We start from the raw sequence: 20,465 nt of genomic DNA, 5'->3' as shown, positions 1-20,465 counted from the left end.
CGATCACGGTCACGATCCTATGTGGGCGGCAACCCGCGTTGAACTGCTGAAACGGTCGGGTAGTCGACATCCAGGATCATCCGGTTCAGCTTCCGCAGCTCCGGCGCCGGCTCGACACCCAGTTGCGTGGCGAGGGTGTAACGGACGGTGCGGTAATGCGCGAGGGCCTCGGCCCGGCGGCCCGCGCGGTGCAGCGCGGTCAGCAGCAGCGCGTGCCCCGGCTCGTGCAGCGGCCGTTCGGCGACGAGCGCCCGCAACCCGGCGATCGCCTCCTCGTAGCGGCCCGACTCCAGCAGCACGGCCGGCAGGCGCGTCGCGGCCGTCCGGCACATCTCGTCGAGGCGTTCCCGCTGTTCGGCCGCAAAAGTTCCGGTCACCCCTTCCAGTGGTACGCCTCGGCGAAGAGCCACCGCGGCTTCGAGCTCGGCCGCAGCCGCCTCGGCCCCGGCCCCGTCCGCGCGGGCCAGATGGGTGGTCAGACGGCGGGCATCGACCGACTCGGAGGGCACGTGCAGCGCGTAGCCGCCACCGAACCAGACGAGCTGCACCGGGCCGCCGCTGAGTGTGCGGCGCAACCGGTGGACGTACGCCGGAACCTGAAATTGATCTCCGATGGCCTCGGCGAGCTCGCTCGTGCTGGTGCGGGCGCCCTCGCGCAGCAGCAGGACGGCGAGGACCGTGCGCTGCCGAGCGTCGCCCAAGGGCAGCTCGACGCCGTCGCGCCAGGCGCGCACCGGGCCGAGCAGGGAGAAGGTGATCGCGCTGGTCACCAGGGCTGCGGCTCCCGCAGCCGGGACACGTGCCGCTGGTACTGGTGGCGGCCGATCAGCCACCACGCCATCCGGCCGGTGAGCGGCACCTTGGCCAGGAAGTGGCGGCGCTCGTCGGGCTCGGCCTCCTCCAGGATCGCGCCCAGCGTCAGCGTCGCCAGGCCCCGGCTGGCCACCTGCTCCCACTCGGCCGGTGACAGGTGTTCCGCGATCAGGGGCAGGATCAGCTCCTCCTCGTCGTCGAGGTGCTCCACGAGGGCGGCCCGGTGCTCGGCGAGGTGGTCGCAGAGCTCGTCCCGTACGGCCTCCGCCGCGTCCAGCTCCCAGCGGGGGAGAAGGTCGCCGATGGCCAGGATGGTCTGCTCGAGCCGGGCGTGCTGGGTCTCCATGCGGCCCACGAGCTCGTCGTAGAGGCGGGCCCGCTCCCGCACCAGCGGCCACAGCAGCTCATCCTCGGCCCGGTGGTGACAGAGCAGCTCACCGGTGTAGCGCCGCACCGCGTCGGCGACCTGCACCGCGCGCTCGGTGTCACCGGGCCGGCACCCGGTCACGAAACGCGACAGCAGGGCTGCCTCGCGGCGGAACACCCGGTGGAGGGCCACCAGCTCGTGGTCCATGGTCATGTCGTTCACGATCGCGCAGTCTCGGCGACCGCACTTGCCCGCGACTTGACGGGCCCTTAAGCCGGGCCCACCGCCTGCCGATGCGGAGGGGGACGGAAATCCCTCGCTACGGAAGGCGCGCATGTCCACCGATACCCAAACACGCCTCATGCGGCCGGAGGCCGGCCACGGCTCCGGCCGCTGGTGGGCACTGGTCGTGCTCGCCATGGCCCAGCTCATGGTGGTGCTCGACGCCACCATCGTGAACATCGCGCTGCCCACCGCGCAGGCCGACCTCGGCTTCTCCGACGCCGACCGGCAGTGGGTCGTCACCGGCTACGCCCTGGCCTTCGGCAGCCTGCTGCTGCTCGGCGGGCGCCTGTCCGACTTCTTCGGCCGCAAGAAGATGTTCCTCATCGGCCTGGTCGGCTTCGCCCTGGCCTCGGCCCTCGGCGGCGCGGCCAACGGCCTCGAGATGCTGATCGTGGCCCGCGCGCTGCAGGGCGCGTTCGGCGCGCTGCTCGCCCCGGCCGCCCTGTCGCTGCTGTCGACCACGTTCACCGAGCCGGCCGAGCGCGGCAAGGCGTTCGGCATCTTCGGTGCCATCTCCGGCGCCGGCGGCGCGGTCGGCCTGCTGCTGGGCGGCGTGCTGACCGAGTACGCCTCGTGGCGCTGGTGCCTCTACGTCAACCTGGTCATCGCGGCCATCGCGGTGGTCGGCGGCCTCATGAAGCTCCAGGACGAGCCGGTCGACGGCAAGGGCAAGATCGACATCCCGGGCGTCGTCTCGGTCGTCATCGGCCTCGTCGGCCTGGTCTACGGCCTCGGCAAGGCGGAGACCGACGGCTGGACGGCCGCGGCCACGCTGATCCCCATCATCGTGGGCGTCGTCTTCCTGATCGCCTTCGTGCTCATCGAGCGCCGGGTCGCGCAGCCGCTGCTGCCGCTGCGCGTGGTGCTCGACCGCAACCGCGGCGGCTCCTACGCCGCGATCGGCATCGCCGGCGCCGGCATGTTCGGCATCTTCCTGTTCCTCACGTACTTCCTGACCGCCGTCCTCGGCTTCACCCCGATCCAGACCGGCCTGGCGTTCCTGCCCATGCTCGCCTGCATCATGGTGTCGGCCACCCTGGCCGGCTCGATCCTCACCCCGAAGGTCGGCCCGCGCCCGCTCGTCCCGGCCGGCGCCCTCATCGCCGCCGTCGGCATGGCCTACCTGACCCGCCTGCAGCTCGACTCCTCGTACGCCGGTGGCGTCCTGCCCGGCCTGCTCATCATCGGCCTCGGCCTGGGCCTGGTCTTCGCGCCGACCCAGAACGCGGCCACCAGCGGCGTGCAGCACCACGACGCCGGCGTCGCCTCGGCGATGATCAACACGGTGCAGCAGATCGGCGGTTCGATCGGCACCGCGCTGCTCAGCTCGTTCGCCGCGACCGCCGCGACGAACTACGCCTCCTCGCACGCCCCGTCGGCCGCCCTGGCCGCCGAGGCCCAGCTGCAGAGCTACCACACGGTGTTCTGGTGGTCGTGCGCGTTCTTCCTGGTCTGTGCGGTCGTCTCGGCGTTCATGTTCCGCAGCGGCCCGCTCGACGTGGACCCGGACGCGCCGCCCGCGATGGCGCACTGATCTGCCGTAGCCCCTTTGTCAGAGCCCCTTTGTCAGAGCCCCGGCCGATTCGGCCGGGGCTCTTTCATGTGCTTGATCATCTTTCGGCCCGGCTGATCCGTATCGAGGATCATTGGTAATAATGTCCATCAATGAGCACGGACGAGTGGACACGATGGCGGCGCGAGGTTTTCGGTGACCCGTACCTCGTCCACCACAACGGCCCTGACTTCACCGGACTGCTGACCGCTGTCCGCGCCGACCCCCGCAGCGTCGAGCGCATGCTCCGCGCCGGCCTGTACGCCGGCGATCCGCTGGCCGCCCAGTCGTTCACGGCGCTGGCCGCGGCCGGGCGGGCTCCGGCCGACGCGGTGAGCTATCTGCGCGGCGCGTTGCACGGCGCCGCCGGCGAGATGCGCATCCGGACCGCCGAGGCCCTCTACGCCATCACCGGCGACCCGTCCTGGTCCCGTCCGATCGTCGGCGTGCTGAACGCGGCCACCTCCGAGTTCGCCCGCCTCGACGCGGCCATCGCCCTGGCCCGCTTCCCGCCGGACAGCGCTGTCGTGGCCGCGCTCGCCGCGGCGGTGTCCGACCCCGAATATCTGGTCCGCTACCACGCGGCCAGCACCCTTCTGCGCTACGCCGGCGACCGGCGCCCGCCGGAGAGGGTCCCGGCCCTGTTCGACCGTCTCACGGCCGCCGCCGAGGAGCTGTGGCGCTCGGCCGCCGACGAACTGGCGGCCCGGGTCAGGAGCGCGTAGCCAGGCCGTCGAGCCGGGCCAGCGCGCCGGCGGGAAGCTTCAGATCGCCCGCGGCCACGTTCTCGCGCAGGTGGGCGACCGATGACGTGCCCGGGATCAGCAGGATGGCCGGCGACCGGTGCAGCAGCCAGGCCAGCGCGGTCTGCTGCGGTGTGGCGCCGAGCTCGGCCGCCACGTCGTTCAGCACCGACGACTGCAGCGGGTTGAAGCCGCCCAGCGGGAAGAACGGCACGAAGCCGATGCCGTCCGCGGCGAGCGTGTCGACCAGGGCGTCGTCGTCACGCAGCACCACGTTGTAGAGGTTCTGCACGAAGACGATGGGCGCGATAGCCCGCGCCTCGGCCACCTGCTCGGCGGTCACGTTCGACAGGCCCAGATGACGCACGAGACCCTCGCGCTGCATCGCCACCAGCTCGCCGAACCGGTCGGCCACCGGCTCGCCCTTCTCGACCCGCAGGTTGACGCCGTCGAGCGCGTCCAGCCCGAGCCGCCGGAGGTTGTCCTGAACCTGCTCGCGGAGGTTGTCCGGCGACGGGTTCCAGCTGCCGTCGGCACCCCGGCTGTAGCCGATCTTGGTGACGATGCGCAGGCTCTCCGGGTACGGGTGCAGCGCCTCGCGGATGATCTCGTTGGTGACGTACGGCCCGTAGTAGTCGCTGGTGTCGATGTGGGTGACGCCGAGCTCGACGGCGGTGCGCAGCACGCGGACCGCCTCGGCCCGGTCCCGCGGCGGCCCGAAGGCACCCCGCCCGGCCAGCTGCATGGCCCCGAACCCGATGCGGGACAGGACGAGATCGTCGGCAAGCTTCAACGTGTCGGTCATGCCGTCCAGCCTGCTCCACCGGGCACCGGCCTGGGAGCCACAAGCTGTACCACCCAGCGGCCCCGCCCGCGCGGCACCATGGAACCCATGAATCAACTCGGCGCCGCGGTCCGGGCCTGGCGGAGCAGAACAGAACCCGCCGTCGTGGGCCTGCCGGCCAACGCGCCGCGCCGGGTCGCCGGCCTGCGCCGCGGCGAGCTGGCCATGCTGGCCGGCATCTCGGTCGAATACGTGGTGCGCATCGAGCAGGGCCGCGCACCGACCCCGTCGGCCCAGGTCTGCGCGGCCCTGGCCCGGGCGCTGCGGCTCAGCGACGAGGAGCAGGCCCACCTGATGCGCCTGGCCGGTCACGCCGCCGACCCGTCGCGGGTGCCCCGGCTGATCCCGGAGAGCCTGCAGCGCATCATGGACCAGCTCTCCGGCAGCCCGCTGGCCGTGCACGACGCCACGTGGGCCCTGCTGGCCTGGAACCCGCTGTACGCCGCCGTCTTCGGCGACCCGAGCGCACTCGCCGCCGACGACCGCCACGTGCTCATCCGCCAGTTCGAGCTGGGCTCGCTCGGCCGCGCCCGGCAGACTCCGGCCGAACGCGCCGAGTTCGAGAAGTCCCTGGTGGCCGACCTGCGCGCGACGACAAGCCGCTACCCGAACGATCCCACTCTGACCGCCCTCGTCGCCCGGCTGCGCCGCGTTCCCCGCTTCCACGAGCTGTGGGCCTCGCCTTCGGTGGCCGATCACCACAGCGCGGCAAAGGTCGTCGAACACCCCGACGTGGGCGACATCCCCTTGGAGTCCAACGTGCTGGCCACCCAGGGCTCGAACTTGCGCCTGGTCGTCTACACACCCCGCGCCGGCACCGACGCCCGCGGCAAGCTCGACCTGCTGGCCGCCATCGGCATTCAGCAGATGAACGAGATCTAGGCGGCGCCTGGTGACGCACGACTCTCCGGTGAACATCGCTGCCGGCGCCGCGTGGCACTGTGCGGTAGCGCAGGACGAATCCCCTTGGAGAAGCAATGAGCAAGCCCATCGTGGTACTGGTGCACGGCGCGTTCGCGGAGTCGGCCAGCTGGAACGGGGTGATCTCGCGGCTGGAGGAGCGCGGGGTGACCGCGATCGCCGTCGCCAACCCGCTGCGGAGTCTGGACGGGGACGCCGCGTACGTCCGGGACGTCGTCTCCTCGATCGGCGGGCCGGTCGTGCTGGCCGGGCACTCCTACGGCGGCCAGGTCATCACCCAGGCCGCCGGCGGGAATGAGGCGGTCAAGGGACTGGTGTACGTGTCGGCGTTCGCGCCCGAGACGGGGGAGAGTGCCCTGGAGCTGACCGGGAAGTTCCCGGGGAGCACGCTCAGCGACGCGGTCGTTCCGCGGCCGCTGACGGCCGGTGGCGTGGAGCTGAGCATCGAGACGGCGAAGTTCGCACAGCAGTTCGCCGCCGACGTCGACCCGGCCGTGGCGGCGCTGATGGCGGCCACGCAGCGGCCGGTGGCCGAGGCCGCGCTCACGGCGGGTCTCGTCGGCGCGCCGGCCTGGCGGTCCGTGCCGAGCTGGCACCTCTGGGGCGGCGCCGACAGGAACATCCCGGCCGAGGCCATGCGGTTCATGGCCGAGCGGGCCGGTGCGGTCACGGCGGAGCAGATCGCGGGCGCCGGCCACGCGCTGACGGTCTCGCAGGCCGGCCCGGTCGCCGACGCGATCCTGCGCGCCGCGGCCTGACCAACTAGCGTGACAGCAGCCGGCCGCCGAACTGCACGGCGGTCTCGATGAGGAAACGCCAATATTGGTAGGCGGTCTCGACGGAGGCCCGGTGAACGGTGTGCACGGGCGAATCCGTGGTGGACACGTGAGCCGGGTCGAGACGCGTGACGATGTCGCCGTCGAGCTGGGCCACGGTCTGAATCATGATCGACTCGACGCCGACCTCCCACACCTTCCGCACGACGAGGACCTCGTCCATGCTCAGCGGCAGGTGAACGTCGGGACCCGCGTCGAACCCGATGCCGGTCCCGACCGCCGCGGCGACCTCATCCCGCCGGAGGATGCGCTCGATCGCCGCGCAGTTGCGGGAGATCCGCTTGCGGATGACGAGCTTCGCCTTGTCCGGAATCTTTAGGGGAAGCTCGGCGACCAGCGCCAGGCCGCGGAACGTGTCGGCCCGGACGACCTCGGAGACTCCCTCCCGGTCCAGCTCGCAGTTGTACTCGGTGATGATGTCGAGCAGGGCGAAATGGGACTCGGGCATCTTGCGGCCGGTCATGCCCGGCTTGCTGATGACGTTTATCTCGATGTTGAGAACGTCTTCGAGCACCTGCCCGTCACCACTTGTGGTTGATGATCGTCTCGGCCGCGTCGATCAGCGTCTTGAAATGGGCCGGCAGCACCTGGATGCTCCGATCGACCTGCTGCAGGTGGTAGGCCCGCAGGGCTTCGTCGTCCCGCAGCTCCGGCGAGATCACGTTGGTCACGTCGCCGTCGGTCAGGTCGAAGATGGTGACCAGGGCGTCGGTAGGCGGCTCGGGGGTGGTGACCTTGGTCGCCGTCCGGCCGTCGCTCTCCGCGAGGTCGACCTGTACCTTTCCCACAACCGTGACCACTTTGATCTCGGTCAATTCGTTGAACATCTCAATGATCTTCGGAATGATGTCGCGCGAATGGTCCTGGCCGGCGCGCCTCGGCGTCTTGTCGTCAATCGTCACGGCGTCGAGCGTCATTTCTTTGTGTGATCAAATCAAGAGGCAGGTCGGATGGCCGACGTTATAACCGCAGGCCGAGATATCGCCGCAACGCCCAATGTAGACCCCAGCTCACCAACAGGCCGGGCACCAGTGACAACGCGAAGACCAGCAGATCGAAGAGGCCGCCCGCCCGGACCCCCAGGAGGCCGGCGGACAGGCAGCCGATCGTGAGGGCACTCCACCGGGCCAGCAGGCCCCGGTCCGGGTCGGTGGTCAGCACGGCATCCCTGATGTTGGCGGCGCCGACGGCGGCCACGCTGAAGGCGAAGCCCGCGACGGCACCCCACGCCCGTCCGGTGCCGATGGCCACGACACTCGCGATCGCCACCGGCAACGCCACCCCGGCCCGGCTCAGCAGCGCGTCGATCCGCCGCACGGTGCCGGCAACCTTGGCCGTGAACTCCCGGACGGCGGCCGTGTGCACGCCCCACAGCGCGCTGTCCTGTGGCAACAGGTCGCAGTCCACATGGCACACCAGGTCCCCGTCGGGCTGAATCACGGTCCGGATGGCGGTCCCGGCACCGGCCGGATAGGTCGTGGTGACGGAGGCGCCACCGCGACGGAACAGCTCGTCCCGCAGCTCGGCGCAGGCGGCGGCCAACGTGCGGAGGTCGCCGACAGTGGGTTTCCGGTGCCAGCGGCGGCTGCTGATCACCACGGCCAGATAGCTTCGCACCGTCCCGGCCGTGACATGCGCGAGCAACGCGAACAGGGCCTGCCAGCACTCGACGGCGGCCCGGACGTTCGCCTGATGCAGCTCGTGCAGCGCCGGCAGCCGGGCCGGCCCGCCGGGGCTGACCCGGGTGACGACATCACCGTCGAGCTGGACGACGGTCTGCAGAACGATGACGTCGACCCCGATCTCCCAGATCTTCCGAATCCGGACGACGTCCTCGGCGGCGAACGGGCGCCCCCGCGAAAGCGCCCCCACGATCTGGTCACAGTTGCGATGGATCCGCTGGAGAATCACCGCCTGCCCGCGATCCGCACCCCGCAGGCGGCGATGAGCGGCCTCGGCCCGCATCGCGCGCTCCCGCAGGGCCGCGAACGCACCCGGATCCCCGGCCCCGCGCCGGGCGTCGAGGTCCGCCGCCTCATTCCGCAGATAGCCGTCGTAGGCACGCGCAATCTCGAGCAGCGCGCGATCGGCGTCCGGCGCTTCGTCGCCGCGGTCACGCTCCTCGAGGACGATGTCGACCTCGATGGTGAGCAGATCCTCGAAGAGTCGCTTCATCGCCCTCCATGAGGCCGCGCTCCCCGCTTGTTGTCCACTCCAGTGTCAAGAAGCCGCCCACCGCTGTAGCGGATAACTAATCCGATCCTGCTATCGTGGAGAACGGATAGATAATCCCTTCAGGAGGCGGTCATGCGCGACGGCATCACGGTGAACGGAACCCGGCGGACGTACGAAATCATCGGTCCTTCGGAGGGCGAGCCCGGACGGAGTCTCGTCCTCGTCTTCCACGGCTCGAGGCAGAGCGGGGCCAAGCACCGCGAGTTCACCGGCCGCGCCTACGACGCCCTGGCCGAGGGCGGCGCCGCGGTGGTCGTCTACGCGGACGGGTACAAGGGAAACTGGAACGACGCCCGGCGGGAGAGCGCCTTCCCGGCCCGCGCCGACAACATCGACGACGTCGGTTTCACCCGGGCGCTGGTGGAGAAGCTGGCCGGCAGCCACGGCATCGACCCCGCGAAGGTGTACGCGATCGGCTACTCCAACGGCGGCCAAATGGTGATGCGCCTGGCCCACGAGGCCCCGGCGCTGATCGCCGGAGCGACAGTGATCGCCGCGACCATGCCGGCGCCCGAGAGCTTCCTGCTCGCCGGCGCGCCGTCCGCGCCGATGCCGGTCCTGCTCATCAACGGCACGAAAGACCCGATCGTCAAGTACGAGGGCGGGCAGTTCAGCTGGTGGGCGCGCAAGCTCTTCAAGGTCGGAGGTCGCAGCCTGTCCGCGCCCGAGACCGCGGCCTACTTCGCCGGCCGCAACGGCATCACCGCACCGCCCACCACCACGAATCTGCCGGCCGCCGACGCCGCGACCTCGGTCGAGCGCACCGAATACCGCGAGCCCGGGCGCCCGACGGTGGCGCTGTACACCGTGCACGGCGGCGGCCACACCATCCCGGGGCCGGCCAAGGCCCCCGCCGTGATGGGCAGGACCAACCAGGATGTGCACACCGCCCAGATGGTCGACGATTTCTTCACCATCTCCGAGCCCGCACGTCAGTGAAGCCGGCCACGGGCGATCCCCAGCACGAGGAGACCTTCCATGGATGTACGGCTTGCCCGAACCACCGACGTCGCCGACGTGCGCCGGTTGGTCGACCTGGCGTTCACGCGCTACATCGCCCGTATCGGCCGGCGGCCCATGCCGATGGACAACGACTACGCCGACCTCGTCGAGCGGGGCCGCTGCTGGGTCGCCGTCGACGCCGGCCGGGCCGTCGGCATGGTGCAGCTGCTCGTCGCCGACGATCACCTCGAGGTGGAGACCCTGGCCGTCGAGCCGCAAGCGCAGGGCGCGGGCGTCGGCCGGCGGTTGCTGACGTTCGCCGAGGAGCAGGCCCGGGCGCATGGGCTGGCCGAAGTGCGGCTGTGCACCAACCGGGCCATGACCGAGAACCTGTCCTACTATCCACGGCGCGGTTTCCACGAGACGCACCGCGAGCGCCGGCAGGGCTTCGACCGGGTGTTCTTCGCCAAGTCCCTCGCCGCGACGCTCTTCACCGATGTGCGGATCCAGGGCCCGAACGGGACCGAGGTCACCGACCTCCGCGTGGCCGCCGGCGTCGTCGGCGGCGCTGGTCCCGAGGGCGAGAGAATTGACGGTACGGGCTTGGCGCTGGTCCCCGTAGTTCCAGGCCCCGAGGGGCACGTGATCGGTCTGGTCGAGCCCGGCATGCCGGCCGACCTGCTGCTCGTGCCGCAACGGATCGCGCCCCAACCGGGCACCCGGTGGCGGCGCGTGGTGATCGGCCGCTACGACGTCCGCGCGCTGCTGTCCCAGGGGCGGCTGGTCGTACGCGACGGCGATCCGCTGGCCCGGCCGTCCGATCCCGGAGGCGAGCGCACCGGTGTGTGGATCGACCAGAACGACTGGCTGCATCAGGAGCTGATGGCGAACGGCCGGTACGACGAGACCCGCGGTGGCCGCCGGCATGCCTACACCGGGCGCTATTGGCTCGACCGCGACCGGATCGACTATCTCGACGATTCCGGCTTCTACGCGTTCGGCGAGTTCATCGGGGACACGCTCCACCACGTCGACTTCGTCATGCGACGCCGTTGAGCGAAAGCAGCGGAACCTCGGAGTCGAGCCGGCCCATCGCTAAAGACAGAACGATCGGTATTGACGACCTGACTCGAGATTGCTAGCGTTCGGAAGGAGAGAACGTTCGTTCTGCGCAAGGAGAAGGCCATGCCCACCAAGATCACGCTTGTCATCGGCAACCCCGCCGACCCGGACGAGTTCGAGAAGGTCTACGCCGGCGTGCGTGCCGCCGCCGAGACGTTCCCGAAGCTCCAGCGGGTCGAGTCGGCCAAGGTGTGGCCCAAGGAGGACGGCACCGCCACCCCCGCGTACCGCACCCTCGACCTCTACTTCGCCAGCTACGAGGACGCGTCGGCCGCCGTCGCCACGCCGGCCGCCGGCGCCGTCTTCGGCGGTCTCCAGGGCGCGCAGGTCGAGATCACCGGTCTCTTTTCGGACATCGAGTAGACGCGGGCCCTGCCCCGGCTTCCGGCTCGGTCACCGTCAGCGGGATGACCGAGCCGGATTCGTATACGTCCCGGCCCGCCCCGCGGCGCCGCTCGCCCCGATCGCTGGTCTGCGTCCTTTTCCTCGGCGAGGTTCCCCTCCGTGCCTCCAATGTGGTGCGCGATGACCGGTGAGATCGCCATGCTCGTCCGGCTCGGCAGCAACGCCAACCGTCAGTCGAAGCGATGCAGATAGAACGATCCGTCTTGACAAGGGTTCTTGCGGACGCCACCCTCGTGACGACAGAACGTTCGATCTCCTGCTCGCCATGAAGGGTCTCCCGTGAGCACTGTTGCTGCTTCGCCCGGCATCTCGCAGACCGCGTCCGCGCTGCGGCGGCTGTACTTCGTCCGGTTCGCCTTCGCCATCGTCTGGGCCGGCGTGACCATCGCCACCGCCAAGGACGTCAACGCTCTCTCGGTGACGCTGTTCGTGCTCTACCCGCTGTTCGACGTGGGTGCCGCCATCTACGACATGCGCTCGTCGCGGTCGACCGGCTCGCCGACGCTGCTGTACGTGAACATGGCCGTCAGCCTGCTCGCCGCCGTCGGCCTCGGTGTCGCCGCCGCCTCGGGCATCCCGGCGATGCTGCGGGTCTGGGGCGCTTGGGCGATCGTGGCCGGTGCGGTTCAACTGGCCGTCGGCTTTCGTCGCCGTGCCATGGGCGGCCAGTGGCCGATGATCATCAGCGGTGCCATCTCGGTGCTGGCCGGCGCGAACTTCGTCATCAGCGCCGGCGCCGACGACCCGGTGCTGAACCAGGCCGCAGCCTACGCCATCCCCGGTGCCATCTTCTTCCTCATCGCGGCGTTCCGCCTCGGTCGAGCCGCCAAGGCCGACTAAGAAGGATCCGGCCCGGTGGAGGACTTCGAGCGGACGCAAACGCCGAGGCGTTGTCGGGGTCAGGCGAAGGACCATCCCACCGGCCAGAGCGATCAGCGCGTCGATCGCGGCTTCGGCCATGCCGATGAGTACAGCCGCGGGAGACGTACGGCCGCTGACCGGCAGGGTGTTGACCGGGGGCGTCAGCGAGAAGCGCCGGCTGACGTCTCAGGCGACCGGAGCCGGATGAGCGTCGAGCAGGGTGCGGTCGCCGTCGAAGCCGTTCCTGAGCGCGGCGGCGACGTCCTCGTGTGGGGTTCCGGGCCGGACCGCGCTGACCTCGTCGAGATGCCGGTAGTGCTGGTCGCTGAGTTCGAGGTGCAGCGACTTCAGGTATTCCTCGAGGTGGGCCAGGGTGCGCGGGCCGACGATGGGGATCAGGGCCGTGGGGGCCGGCGCGGCCCGGCGGCGCAGCCAGGCCAGGGCGACCTGGACCGCGCTGACGCCCAGCTCGCCGGCGATCGCCAGGACGGCGTCGAGGACGGCGGTGCGCTGTGCGGTGCCCTCGAGCGCGTCGCCCCGGGCGCTCAGACGGCCCTGTTCGCCCTGCCGGTACTTGCCGGTGAGCAGTCCGCCGGCCAGCGGGGAGTAAAGGACGACGCCCAGACCGTGAGCCTGGGCCATCGGCAGCAGCTCCCGCTCGGCGGATCGTTCGGCCAGGCTGTATTCCGTCTCTATGCCGGCCAACGGGGCCAGGCCGCGCAGGTCGGCCCGGACGGCGGCGCCGGCGACCCGCCAGGCCGGGAAGTTGGACAGGCCGCCGTGCAGGATCTTTCCGGAGCGGGTCAGGTCGTCGAGCCCGGCCAGGATCTCCTCGATCGGTGTGACGCCGTCCGGGAAGTGCGGCATGAAGACGTCGACGTAGTCGGTGTTCAGGCGGCGCAGACTCGCTTCGAGGGAACGGACCATGATCTTGCGGCTGTTGCCGGTCGTACCGGGGCGGGGCTGGGCCTGCCGTGTCCCGCTGTATTTGGTGATCACCACGAAGTCGTTCCGTTGACGCCCGAGCAGGCGGCCCAGTTCGGATTCGGCTTGCCCGTCCTGGTTGATGTTCGAGGTGTCGAACGTGGTGCCGCCGGCGGCAACGAAGGCCTCGAAGATCTGTCGCGAGGCCTCGGGCCCGGCGCCGGTGTTCGAGCTGCTGAAGTTCGCCGTCCCGAGCGCGTACTCGGACACGCGCAGCCCGGTCCGGCGGCCGAAGGTCTGGTAGCGCATGGCAGCTCCTGGAGGTCGGTGGGGGTGAGGTAGGCTCCCGACCGTAGCAGAAAAAAGAGGAGATGCTCTTTTATGCCCAGGGTCAGCCAAGCTCACCTCGACGCTCGCCGCCAGCAGATCGTGGATGCCGCCCGTGCCCGGTTCGCCGGCCACGGCTTCGCCCACACGTCGATGGCCGACATCATCGCCGAGTCCGGGCTGTCCAACGGAGCCGTCTACCGGTACTTCGCCAGCAGGGACGAAATCGTCATCGCCGTCTGCGAGCAGGGGACCGAAGCCCTGCCGAGAGCGCTCACCGCCGAGGCCGTGGCGGGCTTCCTCGAGCATGTGCGCAGCCGGGCCCGCGACACCGACCATGCCAAGCTGGTCGCGCAGATCTACGCCGAAGCGGCGGTGTCGCCGCAGCTGGCGGCGGTTGTGCAGCGCCAACTCGCCGCCATGCGGGCAGCGATCGCCGAGCTGGTGCCCGACTCCCGGCGCCCGCAGGCCCGGCAGATCGCGGAAGGGGTCGTGGCCCTGTGCGTCAGCTACAGCCAGCAGTTGGCGGTCCGGGGCGACCTGGACCCCGCACCCTTCACCGCGGCCCTGATGGCAATCATCAAGGGATAGCCGACCGGCTCTCCGAGTCGTCAGCTTAAAAGAGTGATCTATCGTTTTGGGGTGGACCTGACCATCGTCAGCTCCGATCGTTCCGCATCCTGGAGAAGCCCATGCCGATAGCGCGCATCGCAGCGATCAACCTGGAATGCTCCGAGCCGGAGCGCTTCCGCGTCCTGCGTGACCCGGCCGGCCACCCGTTCTGTCTCCGGCGCTGACTCCTCATGGCCGATGCCGGCCGGAGACGATGACGCCGTTCTCGTAGCCGAAGTCCACGGCGTGTCCGCGGTCGCGAAGCTTCTGCTTGTTGAGCACCCGGCGTACGTGGGTCTTGGCGGTCTGTTCGGAGATGAACAGATGGGAAGCGATCTCGGCGTGGGAGCGGCCGGTGGTCAGCAGCCGCAGGGGTTCCCGCTCCTCTCGGCACTGTCAGCTCGAGCGCGTAGTTGATGAAAGTCATCGCCAGCTGGGAGAGCCGGGCGTTCATCCGGAGTGGCCGCGGGTGGCGGAGATCTCCAGCAGCCGGTCCACGCCGCGCAGGAAGGTCTCGCTGATCAGCGTCGGATCGAACAGGCAGCCGGCGGCCATGGCGCCGTCGCGCATCATCACGAAGTGGCGGGCCGCCGGCTCGGCCGACGTGCCCCCGATCGGCGCCAATAGGGTCGTGGCGGTGTCCAGGAACCATCGGCGGTGGGCCAGGACGGCCTGGTGCACCGGCGATCCGGGGTCGGGATGTTCGGCCACGGCGTTGAGGAACGCGCAGCCACGGAAGCCCGGTGACTGGATGGTCGCCGCGATCGACCGGCTGAGGGTGCGGAGGGCCTCGCCGGCCGGCAGTCCCGCGGCCAGCGCCTGTTCGGCCTGGCCGCGGACGGCGCGATCGGCTTCGTCGAGATAGGCCAGGACGAGGTCTTCCTTGCCGGGGAAGTGCCGGTAGAGGGTGGCCCGGGTCACCTGCGCCTCGGTGACGATGCGGTCGACGCCGACCTTGTGGATGCCTTCGGTGTAGAAGACCCGGGCGGCCGTCTCGAGCAGCCGGGAGCGCGCTCCCGGCTGCCGGCCCTCTGGTTCGCTGCGGTGCATCTCCAGATCGTACGGGATAGAACGTTCCTTCTTGACAATGCGGCGTCCGGGCGTCATGGTTAGCCACGACAGAACGTTCGTTCTTCCGAGTGGTGGTCGGTTCCCGGCGCCTCGCCGGACGTCCGTTCGCTCACGAACACCGAGAGGATGACTATGACCACCGTTGCCGCTCCCGGCATCTCGACGACGGCGGCCGCTCTGCGGCGGCTGTACTTCGCCCGGGCCGCCTTCGCCCTCGTCTGGGCCGGCGTGACCTTCGCGGTCGCCGACGAGCTCACCGGGCTCAGCACCACGCTCCTGGTGATCTACCCGCTGGTCGACGTGGCCGCCGCCGTCATCGACGCCCGATCGTCGCGCTCCACCGGCTCGCCGGTCCTGCTGTACGTCAACATCGCGGTCAGTCTGCTCGCCGCGGTCGGCCTGGCCATCGCCGGTTCCTCCGGCATCCCGGCGGTGCTGCGAGTCTGGGGCGCCTGGGCCGTCGTGGCCGGTCTGGTCCAGCTGGTCGTCGGCGTCACCCGCCGCACGATGGGCGGTCAGTGGCCGATGATCATCAGCGGTGGCCTCTCCGTGCTCGCCGGTTCGTCGTTCTTCGCGGCCGCCTCCGCGACCGATCCCGCCCTGACCAACGCGGTCGGCTACGCGATCCCGGGCGCCGTCTTCTTCCTCATCGCCGCCATCCGGCTCGGCCGTACCGCAAAGGAAAACTGACATGGACAACATGACGTACGACGTCGTTGTGATCGGCGCCGGGCCCGTCGGCGAGAACGTCGCCGACCGGGCGGTCCAGGGCGGTCTGTCGGTCGCCATCGTCGAGCGGGAGCTCGTCGGCGGCGAGTGCTCGTACTGGGCGTGCATGCCGACGAAGGCGCTGCTGCGCAGCACCGCCGCGCTGCGGGCGGCCCGGCAGGTGCCCGGATCCCGCGAAGCGGTGACCGGACAGCTGGACGCGGCGGCCGTGCTGGCCCGGCGTGACTCCTTCGCCTCGAACTGGAACGACGAGGGCCAGGTCTCCTGGCTCGACTCGGCCGGCGTCAAGCTGTACCGCGGCCAGGGCCGGATCAGCGGCGAGCGGGTCGTCGAGGTGTACAGCGCCGACGAGACCGTGACCACGCTGACCGCCCGGCACGCCGTGGTCGTCGCGACCGGCAGCAGCGCGCTGATCCCCGACATCGATGGCCTGCGCGAGGCGAAGCCGTGGACCAGCCGCGAAGCGGCCTCCGCCAAGGCGGTTCCCGGCCGGCTCGTCGTCATCGGTGGCGGCGTGGTGGCCTCGGAGATGGCCACCGCCTACACGAGCCTCGGCGCCAAGGTCACGATGCTCGCCCGTGACGGCGTGCTCCACCTGGCCGAGCCGTTCGCCGGCGAGCGGGTCACCGCGTCGCTGCGCGAGGCCGGCGTGGACGTCCGCATCGGCGCCGAGGCGGTATCCGTGACCCGTGACGAGGCCGGCACGGTGCACCTCACGCTCACCGACGGCGAGCAGATCGCGGCCGACGAGCTGCTGGTCGCCATCGGCCGGGTCCCGAACACCCAGGAGATCGGCCTCGACACCATCGGCCTCAAGCCCGGCTCCTGGCTCACGGTCGACGACGCCCTGCGCGTCGACGGCGCCGGGGATTGGCTGTACGCCGCCGGTGACGTGAACCGGCGTGCGCTGCTCACGCACCAGGGCAAGTACCAGGCGCGGGTGCTGGGTGACGCGATCGTGGCCCGGGCCAAGGGCGAGCCGGTGGACACCGGTGCGTACGCCAGGTACGCGGTCACCGCCGATGAGCGCGCGGTGCCGCAGGTCGTCTTCACCGAGCCCGAGGTCGCCTCGGTCGGCCTCACCGCCGCCGCGGCGGAGAAGGCCGGCCTGCGGACCCGGGTCATCGACTACGACCTGGGCGCCGTCTCGGGTTCGGTGCTGCACGCCGAGGGCTACCAGGGTCAGGCGCGGATGGTCGTCGACGAGGACCGCAAGGTGATCGTCGGCTTCACCCTGGTCGGCCCGGACGTGGCCGAGCTCATCCACGCCGCCACCATCGCGATTGTCGGCGAGGTGCCGATCGACCGGCTCTGGCACGCCGTCCCGGCGTTCCCGACCGTCAGCGAGGTCTGGCTGCGCCTCCTGGAGACCTACGGCCGCTGAGCGGCCGGCCAACAATCGAAAGGTTCGATCTGCCATGCGAATCCATCTCACCCGGCGTGCCGCCGTCGTCGGCGCCACCACTCTCGCCCTGCTCGGTGCGGCCGCCATTCCGGCCGCCGCCATGACCTCCGGTAAGAACACCAAGCCGGCCAAGCCGACCATCGTGCTCGTGCACGGAGCCTGGGCCGACTCGTCCAGCTGGAACCCCGTCATCGAGCGGCTGCGCCACGACGGCTACCCGGTCCAGGCCATCGCCAACCCGATCCAGGGCCTGACCAGCGACACGGCCTACGTGACCAGTTACCTCGCCACCATCAAGGGCCCGAAGGTCCTCGTCGGCCACTCCTACGGTGGCGCGGTCATCACCAACGCCGCCACCGCCGTACCGGACGTGAAGTCGCTGGTCTACATCGCCGGCTTCATCCCGGTCAAGGGTGAGACCATCGGCGAGCTGGCCGCCCAGTCCACCCCGGCCCTGCCGCTGGTCACCACCCCGGTGCCCGCGGGCGCCGAGGTCATCATCGACCCGGCGAAGTTCCGCGAGGCGTTCGCCGGCGACCTGAACAAGGACGACGCGGCCAACCTGGCCACCGTTCAGCGCCCGGCCAACACCAAGGCGGTCACCGACGCCAGCGCGACCGAGGGCTTCCGCAAGATCCCGTCGTACGCGCTGCTGACCCGTCAGGACAAGGCCATCAACCCGGACCTCCAGCGCAAGATGGACGTCCGTGCCGGCGCCAGGATCACCGAGGTGAACGCGTCGCACGCGGTCATGCTCAGCCGGCCCGACGCCGTCACGAAGATCATCGAGCAGGCCTCGCGATGACTTTCGCGCCCGGACGTGCGTGAGCCCCGCGTCCCGGGCGTGAAGGAGGCGGCGGTCCGCTCGGTGCCCCCCGGAGCGGACCGCCGTCGTCGCGGCTCATCCACACAGCGTCGGATTTCCGCCGTGCTGGAGGACCAGACGCGGGTGCAGAGCGCGCCGGTCGGCCCTTACTGGGTGGCCTGCTCGCGCTGGCCGTGGATGCGGACCAGGCCCTCGATGCCGCGCATGAAGGTGTCGACGACCAGGTCGGGGTCGAACAGGCAGCCGGCCGCCATGGCGCCGTCGCGCAGCATGACGAAGTGGCGGGCGGCGGCGTCCGACGAGTCCTCCGCGACCTGGGCCATCAGCGTGGTGAGGGTGTCCAGGAACCACTGCCGGTGGGCGATGATCTGCTGGTGCACGGGATGGTTGACGTCGGGGAACTCCGCGGCGGCGTTGAGGAACGCGCAGCCGCGGAACCCCGGGCGCTTGATGCCGGCGGCGATGGTGTCCGCGATGGCCAGCAGCGAGTCGGCCGCCGTCGAGTGAGCCGCGATGGCCGCGGTGATGGCGCCGCGGTCCATCTGGTGCACTTCCTGCAGGTACGTGACGACCAGGTCGTCCTTGCTGGGGAAGTGCCGGTAGAACGTGGCTCGGGTGACCTTGGCCTCGGCGATGATCCGGTCGACGCCGACCGCGTGGATGCCGTCGGCGTAGAAGATCTGGGTCGCCGTGCTGAGAAGTCGCTGCCGGGCCTCGGAGGTCCGCGGTTCTGAGGCTCGAGTGTCGGTTGTGCCGCGCGTCATGCCACCATCGTAGCGGGTAGAACGTTCGGTCTAAAGTTCGCGAATGTTAGTTGGCGCACGAGACGTCCGGCGCCCGCACCCGGACAACGAACGCGACTCGGGCCGGGGGATCTGGCCCTCGCAGGAGAGCGCTATGGCCGGAGCGTGAACTGCTGGTTGGGCTTTCCGTTGCAGTCGTAGATCTGGACCTGCTGGCCGTTGCCGGTGCCCCACACGTCGAGGCAGCGGCCGGACTGGACGCCGGTGACGGTGCCGTTGGTGTTGACGTTCCACTGCTGGTTGCTCTGGCCGTTGCAGGCGTAGATCTGCACCGCCGACGCGTTGCCGGACCCGGCGGCGTTCAGGCACATGCTGCCGTACACCTGAAGCTGCTTGCTCGCCGTGTAGGTCCACCGCTGGTTGGCCTGGCCGTGGCAGTCGTAGAGCTGCACCCGCGTCCCGTTGGTGCGCGACGAGTTGGGGACGTCGACGCACCGGCCGGACTGGGTCCCCACGATCTCGGTCGCGCCTCCCGTGGGTGGCGGGGTCGACGTCGGTGGGGTCGACGGCTGGTCGAGTCCGAGGAAGGAGACCGCGTACGCGATCTGGCCGCTCATCGGAAGCTGGTGGCCGACGCCGGAGATGCTGATCCCCTCGACGGTCGCCTGGGTGCCGGTGGCACCGTAGCGGGTCCGGGTCCAGGTGGACTGCGGGTGGTCCGTGTACGCCGGCGTCTGCGACAGGCCGTGCAGGTTGGTCCACTGCTTGATCTCCTCTCCGAAGTTGGGGTAGGAGAGCGTGGTGTCGGTGGTGCCGTGCCACAGCTGCATGCGTGGGTAGGCGCCGGTGTATCCCGGGTACATGGCGCGGGCGGTGTCGCCCCACTGCTGGGCCGTGCGGATGACGGTGCCGCCGGAGCACTGGCTGTTCCACATCGACCCGTCGCTGGTGGCGAAACAACCGGCCGGTACGCCGGAGAAGGCCGACCCGGCGCTGAACACGTCCGGGTACTGGGCGGCCAGGACGTTGGTCATCATGGCGCCGGAGGAGAACCCGGACACCACGATGCGGGTGGGGTCGATGGCCGGGTACTGCGAGCGGGCGTAGTCGACCATCGACTTGACGCCGGTGGAGTCGCTGCCGCCGTTGCGCCGGAGCCCGGCGGCGGTCGACACGTCGAAGCAGCCGCCGCTACGGGTGGCCTCGGGCAGCACCATGATGTAGCCGTAGCGGTCGGCGGCGGTGACGTAGTCGTGGCCGTTGCCGTTGAAGACAGCGCTCGCCGAACCGCTGCAGTAGTGCACCAGCACCAGCAGCGCCGGCCGGGGCGCGAGGTTCGCCGGCACGTAGATGTACATGTTGAGGTTGGTCGGGTTGGTGCCGAAGTTGGTGACCCGGGTCAGGCTCGCCGCCATCGCCGGGGAACCGGACACCAGGATCGCGGCGAGACCGGCGACCAGCGCCGTGCCGGCCGTGAGCAGGATGGTCAGGAGGCGCTTCATGAAGCCTTCTTTCGACGACGGGTGCCGGCTCGGTCAGCTCAGCGCGAACCGCTGGTTGGCCTGGCCGTTGCAGTCGTAGATCTGGACCTGCTGGCCGTTGCCGGTGCCCCAGACGTCGAGGCACCGTCCGGACTGGGCGCCGGTGATGGTGCCGTTGGTGTTGACGTTCCATTGCTGGTTGGCCTGGCCGTTGCAGCTGTAGATCTGCACGGCCGAGCCGTTGCCGGAGCCGGCGGCGTCCAGGCATCGTGAGCCGTAGACGGTCAGTTGTTTGCTCGAGGTGAGTGTCCAGGTCTGGTTGGCCTGGCCGTTGCAGTCGTAGAGCTGGACCCGGGTGCCGTTGTTCTGCGAGGCGCCGGGCACGTCGATGCACCGGCCGGACTGGGCGCCGAGGATGCGG

General features: G+C 70.3%; 24 protein-coding genes. 12 read left to right on the top strand and 12 right to left on the bottom strand.

The annotated features are described in order from the left end of the window. Nucleotides 1-17 precede the first annotated feature (17 nt). Both CRP55_RS33700 and CRP55_RS33695 read right to left on the bottom strand, forming a co-directional pair. Entirely contained in the window at nucleotides 18-770 is a 753-nt protein-coding gene (locus tag CRP55_RS33700; RefSeq protein ID WP_097325547.1) for an AfsR/SARP family transcriptional regulator, read from the bottom strand. Next, entirely contained in the window at nucleotides 767-1,393 is a 627-nt protein-coding gene (locus CRP55_RS33695) for a hemerythrin domain-containing protein (protein ID WP_218854759.1), read from the bottom strand. Before CRP55_RS33695 ends, CRP55_RS33700 begins: the two co-directional genes overlap by 4 nt. 121 nt (nucleotides 1,394-1,514) lie before the next feature. Between CRP55_RS33695 and CRP55_RS33690 the strand changes: the two genes are divergently transcribed. Both CRP55_RS33690 and CRP55_RS33685 read left to right on the top strand, forming a co-directional pair. After that, nucleotides 1,515-2,999 (top strand): DHA2 family efflux MFS transporter permease subunit, encoded by a 1,485-nt coding sequence (locus CRP55_RS33690; RefSeq protein ID WP_097325545.1) that lies wholly within the window; start codon nucleotides 1,515-1,517, stop codon nucleotides 2,997-2,999. Nucleotides 3,000-3,130: 131 nt separating this feature from the next. Further along, entirely contained in the window at nucleotides 3,131-3,742 is a 612-nt protein-coding gene (locus tag CRP55_RS33685) for a HEAT repeat domain-containing protein (RefSeq protein WP_097325543.1), read from the top strand. Here the strand turns inward: CRP55_RS33685 and CRP55_RS33680 are convergent. Next, a complete protein-coding gene (locus tag CRP55_RS33680) occupies nucleotides 3,729-4,565 on the bottom strand; it encodes an oxidoreductase (protein ID WP_097325542.1) in 837 nt (278 codons plus the stop codon). The two genes, CRP55_RS33685 and CRP55_RS33680, sit on opposite strands and share 14 nt — an antisense overlap. A gap of 87 nt (nucleotides 4,566-4,652) precedes the next feature. On the opposite strand from CRP55_RS33680, the gene CRP55_RS33675 reads away from it, so the two are divergent. Continuing rightward, nucleotides 4,653-5,486: a helix-turn-helix transcriptional regulator gene (locus tag CRP55_RS33675; RefSeq protein ID WP_097325541.1), complete on the top strand. Its 834-nt coding sequence runs from the start codon at nucleotides 4,653-4,655 to the stop codon at nucleotides 5,484-5,486. A gap of 95 nt (nucleotides 5,487-5,581) precedes the next feature. Continuing rightward, nucleotides 5,582-6,283 (top strand): alpha/beta fold hydrolase, encoded by a 702-nt coding sequence (locus CRP55_RS33670; protein ID WP_097325539.1) that lies wholly within the window; start codon nucleotides 5,582-5,584, stop codon nucleotides 6,281-6,283. Between the two features lie 4 nt (nucleotides 6,284-6,287). Here the strand turns inward: CRP55_RS33670 and CRP55_RS33665 are convergent, their stop codons facing one another. From CRP55_RS33665 to CRP55_RS33655, 3 genes are read right to left on the bottom strand one after another with little or no spacing between them, the layout of a single operon-like run. Continuing rightward, the gene (locus tag CRP55_RS33665) at nucleotides 6,288-6,875 is read right to left on the bottom strand and encodes a DUF8581 family protein (RefSeq protein WP_097325538.1); all 588 of its coding nucleotides are present in this window, start codon (nucleotides 6,873-6,875) and stop codon (nucleotides 6,288-6,290) included. Nucleotides 6,876-6,882: 7 nt separating this feature from the next. Further along, the gene (locus CRP55_RS33660; RefSeq protein WP_143235082.1) at nucleotides 6,883-7,263 is read right to left on the bottom strand and encodes a hypothetical protein; all 381 of its coding nucleotides are present in this window, start codon (nucleotides 7,261-7,263) and stop codon (nucleotides 6,883-6,885) included. Between the two features lie 58 nt (nucleotides 7,264-7,321). Beyond that, nucleotides 7,322-8,536: a DUF8581 family protein gene (locus CRP55_RS33655; RefSeq protein ID WP_097325536.1), complete on the bottom strand. Its 1,215-nt coding sequence runs from the start codon at nucleotides 8,534-8,536 to the stop codon at nucleotides 7,322-7,324. 132 nt (nucleotides 8,537-8,668) lie between these two features. Here CRP55_RS33655 and CRP55_RS33650 point away from each other — a divergent pair, with 132 nt between their 5' ends. The 4 genes from CRP55_RS33650 to CRP55_RS33635 all read left to right on the top strand — a co-directional run bounded on the left by CRP55_RS33650 (nucleotide 8,669) and on the right by CRP55_RS33635 (nucleotide 11,905). Next, a complete protein-coding gene (locus tag CRP55_RS33650) occupies nucleotides 8,669-9,535 on the top strand; it encodes a CE1 family esterase (RefSeq protein ID WP_097325535.1) in 867 nt (288 codons plus the stop codon). A 39-nt stretch (nucleotides 9,536-9,574) separates the two neighbouring features. Beyond that, complete coding sequence (locus CRP55_RS33645; RefSeq protein ID WP_218854758.1) at nucleotides 9,575-10,594, top strand: GNAT family N-acetyltransferase; 1,020 nt, start codon at nucleotides 9,575-9,577, stop codon at nucleotides 10,592-10,594. A 129-nt stretch (nucleotides 10,595-10,723) separates the two neighbouring features. Beyond that, nucleotides 10,724-11,023: an EthD family reductase gene (locus CRP55_RS33640; RefSeq protein ID WP_179855443.1), complete on the top strand. Its 300-nt coding sequence runs from the start codon at nucleotides 10,724-10,726 to the stop codon at nucleotides 11,021-11,023. Nucleotides 11,024-11,344: 321 nt separating this feature from the next. Further along, nucleotides 11,345-11,905: a hypothetical protein gene (locus tag CRP55_RS33635; protein ID WP_097325533.1), complete on the top strand. Its 561-nt coding sequence runs from the start codon at nucleotides 11,345-11,347 to the stop codon at nucleotides 11,903-11,905. Nucleotides 11,906-12,112: 207 nt separating this feature from the next. Here the strand turns inward: CRP55_RS33635 and CRP55_RS33630 are convergent, their stop codons facing one another. Beyond that, the gene (locus CRP55_RS33630; RefSeq protein WP_097325530.1) at nucleotides 12,113-13,159 is read right to left on the bottom strand and encodes an aldo/keto reductase; all 1,047 of its coding nucleotides are present in this window, start codon (nucleotides 13,157-13,159) and stop codon (nucleotides 12,113-12,115) included. 72 nt (nucleotides 13,160-13,231) lie between these two features. On the opposite strand from CRP55_RS33630, the gene CRP55_RS33625 reads away from it, so the two are divergent. Beyond that, a complete protein-coding gene (locus tag CRP55_RS33625; protein WP_097325529.1) occupies nucleotides 13,232-13,768 on the top strand; it encodes a TetR/AcrR family transcriptional regulator in 537 nt (178 codons plus the stop codon). A 210-nt stretch (nucleotides 13,769-13,978) separates the two neighbouring features. On the opposite strand, the gene CRP55_RS33620 is transcribed toward CRP55_RS33625, so the two are convergent. Together CRP55_RS33620 and CRP55_RS33615 are read right to left on the bottom strand one after the other, a co-directional pair. After that, the gene (locus CRP55_RS33620) at nucleotides 13,979-14,161 is read right to left on the bottom strand and encodes a response regulator transcription factor (RefSeq protein WP_097325527.1); all 183 of its coding nucleotides are present in this window, start codon (nucleotides 14,159-14,161) and stop codon (nucleotides 13,979-13,981) included. A 78-nt stretch (nucleotides 14,162-14,239) separates the two neighbouring features. Continuing rightward, complete coding sequence (locus CRP55_RS33615; RefSeq protein WP_097325526.1) at nucleotides 14,240-14,839, bottom strand: TetR/AcrR family transcriptional regulator; 600 nt, start codon at nucleotides 14,837-14,839, stop codon at nucleotides 14,240-14,242. 153 nt (nucleotides 14,840-14,992) lie between these two features. On the opposite strand from CRP55_RS33615, the gene CRP55_RS33610 reads away from it, so the two are divergent. The 3 genes from CRP55_RS33610 to CRP55_RS33600 are packed head-to-tail and all read left to right on the top strand — an operon-like array spanning nucleotide 14,993 to nucleotide 17,799. After that, nucleotides 14,993-15,550 (top strand): hypothetical protein, encoded by a 558-nt coding sequence (locus CRP55_RS33610; protein WP_097325524.1) that lies wholly within the window; start codon nucleotides 14,993-14,995, stop codon nucleotides 15,548-15,550. A gap of 1 nt (nucleotide 15,551) precedes the next feature. Then, on the top strand, nucleotides 15,552-16,973 hold the full coding sequence (locus CRP55_RS33605) for a dihydrolipoyl dehydrogenase family protein (protein ID WP_097325522.1): 1,422 nt from the start codon (nucleotides 15,552-15,554) through the stop codon (nucleotides 16,971-16,973). Between the two features lie 34 nt (nucleotides 16,974-17,007). After that, entirely contained in the window at nucleotides 17,008-17,799 is a 792-nt protein-coding gene (locus CRP55_RS33600) for an alpha/beta fold hydrolase (protein WP_097325520.1), read from the top strand. Between the two features lie 167 nt (nucleotides 17,800-17,966). Here CRP55_RS33600 and CRP55_RS33595 read toward each other — a convergent pair whose 3' ends face one another. The 3 genes from CRP55_RS33595 to CRP55_RS33585 form a co-directional block, all read right to left on the bottom strand. Continuing rightward, the gene (locus CRP55_RS33595; RefSeq protein WP_097325519.1) at nucleotides 17,967-18,584 is read right to left on the bottom strand and encodes a TetR/AcrR family transcriptional regulator; all 618 of its coding nucleotides are present in this window, start codon (nucleotides 18,582-18,584) and stop codon (nucleotides 17,967-17,969) included. Between the two features lie 131 nt (nucleotides 18,585-18,715). Beyond that, nucleotides 18,716-20,065, bottom strand: a complete 1,350-nt coding sequence (locus CRP55_RS33590) for an extracellular catalytic domain type 1 short-chain-length polyhydroxyalkanoate depolymerase (protein WP_097325517.1) — start codon at nucleotides 20,063-20,065, stop codon at nucleotides 18,716-18,718. 33 nt (nucleotides 20,066-20,098) lie between these two features. Beyond that, on the bottom strand, nucleotides 20,099-20,465 hold a 367-nt coding region (locus tag CRP55_RS33585), incomplete at its 5' end, for an RICIN domain-containing protein (protein WP_143234914.1).

Origin of the sequence: Paractinoplanes atraurantiacus (assembly GCF_900215205.1) — a bacterium.
Lineage (GTDB): Bacteria > Actinomycetota > Actinomycetes > Mycobacteriales > Micromonosporaceae > Actinoplanes > Actinoplanes atraurantiacus.
This window is presented reverse-complemented; position numbering and strand designations above follow the sequence as displayed.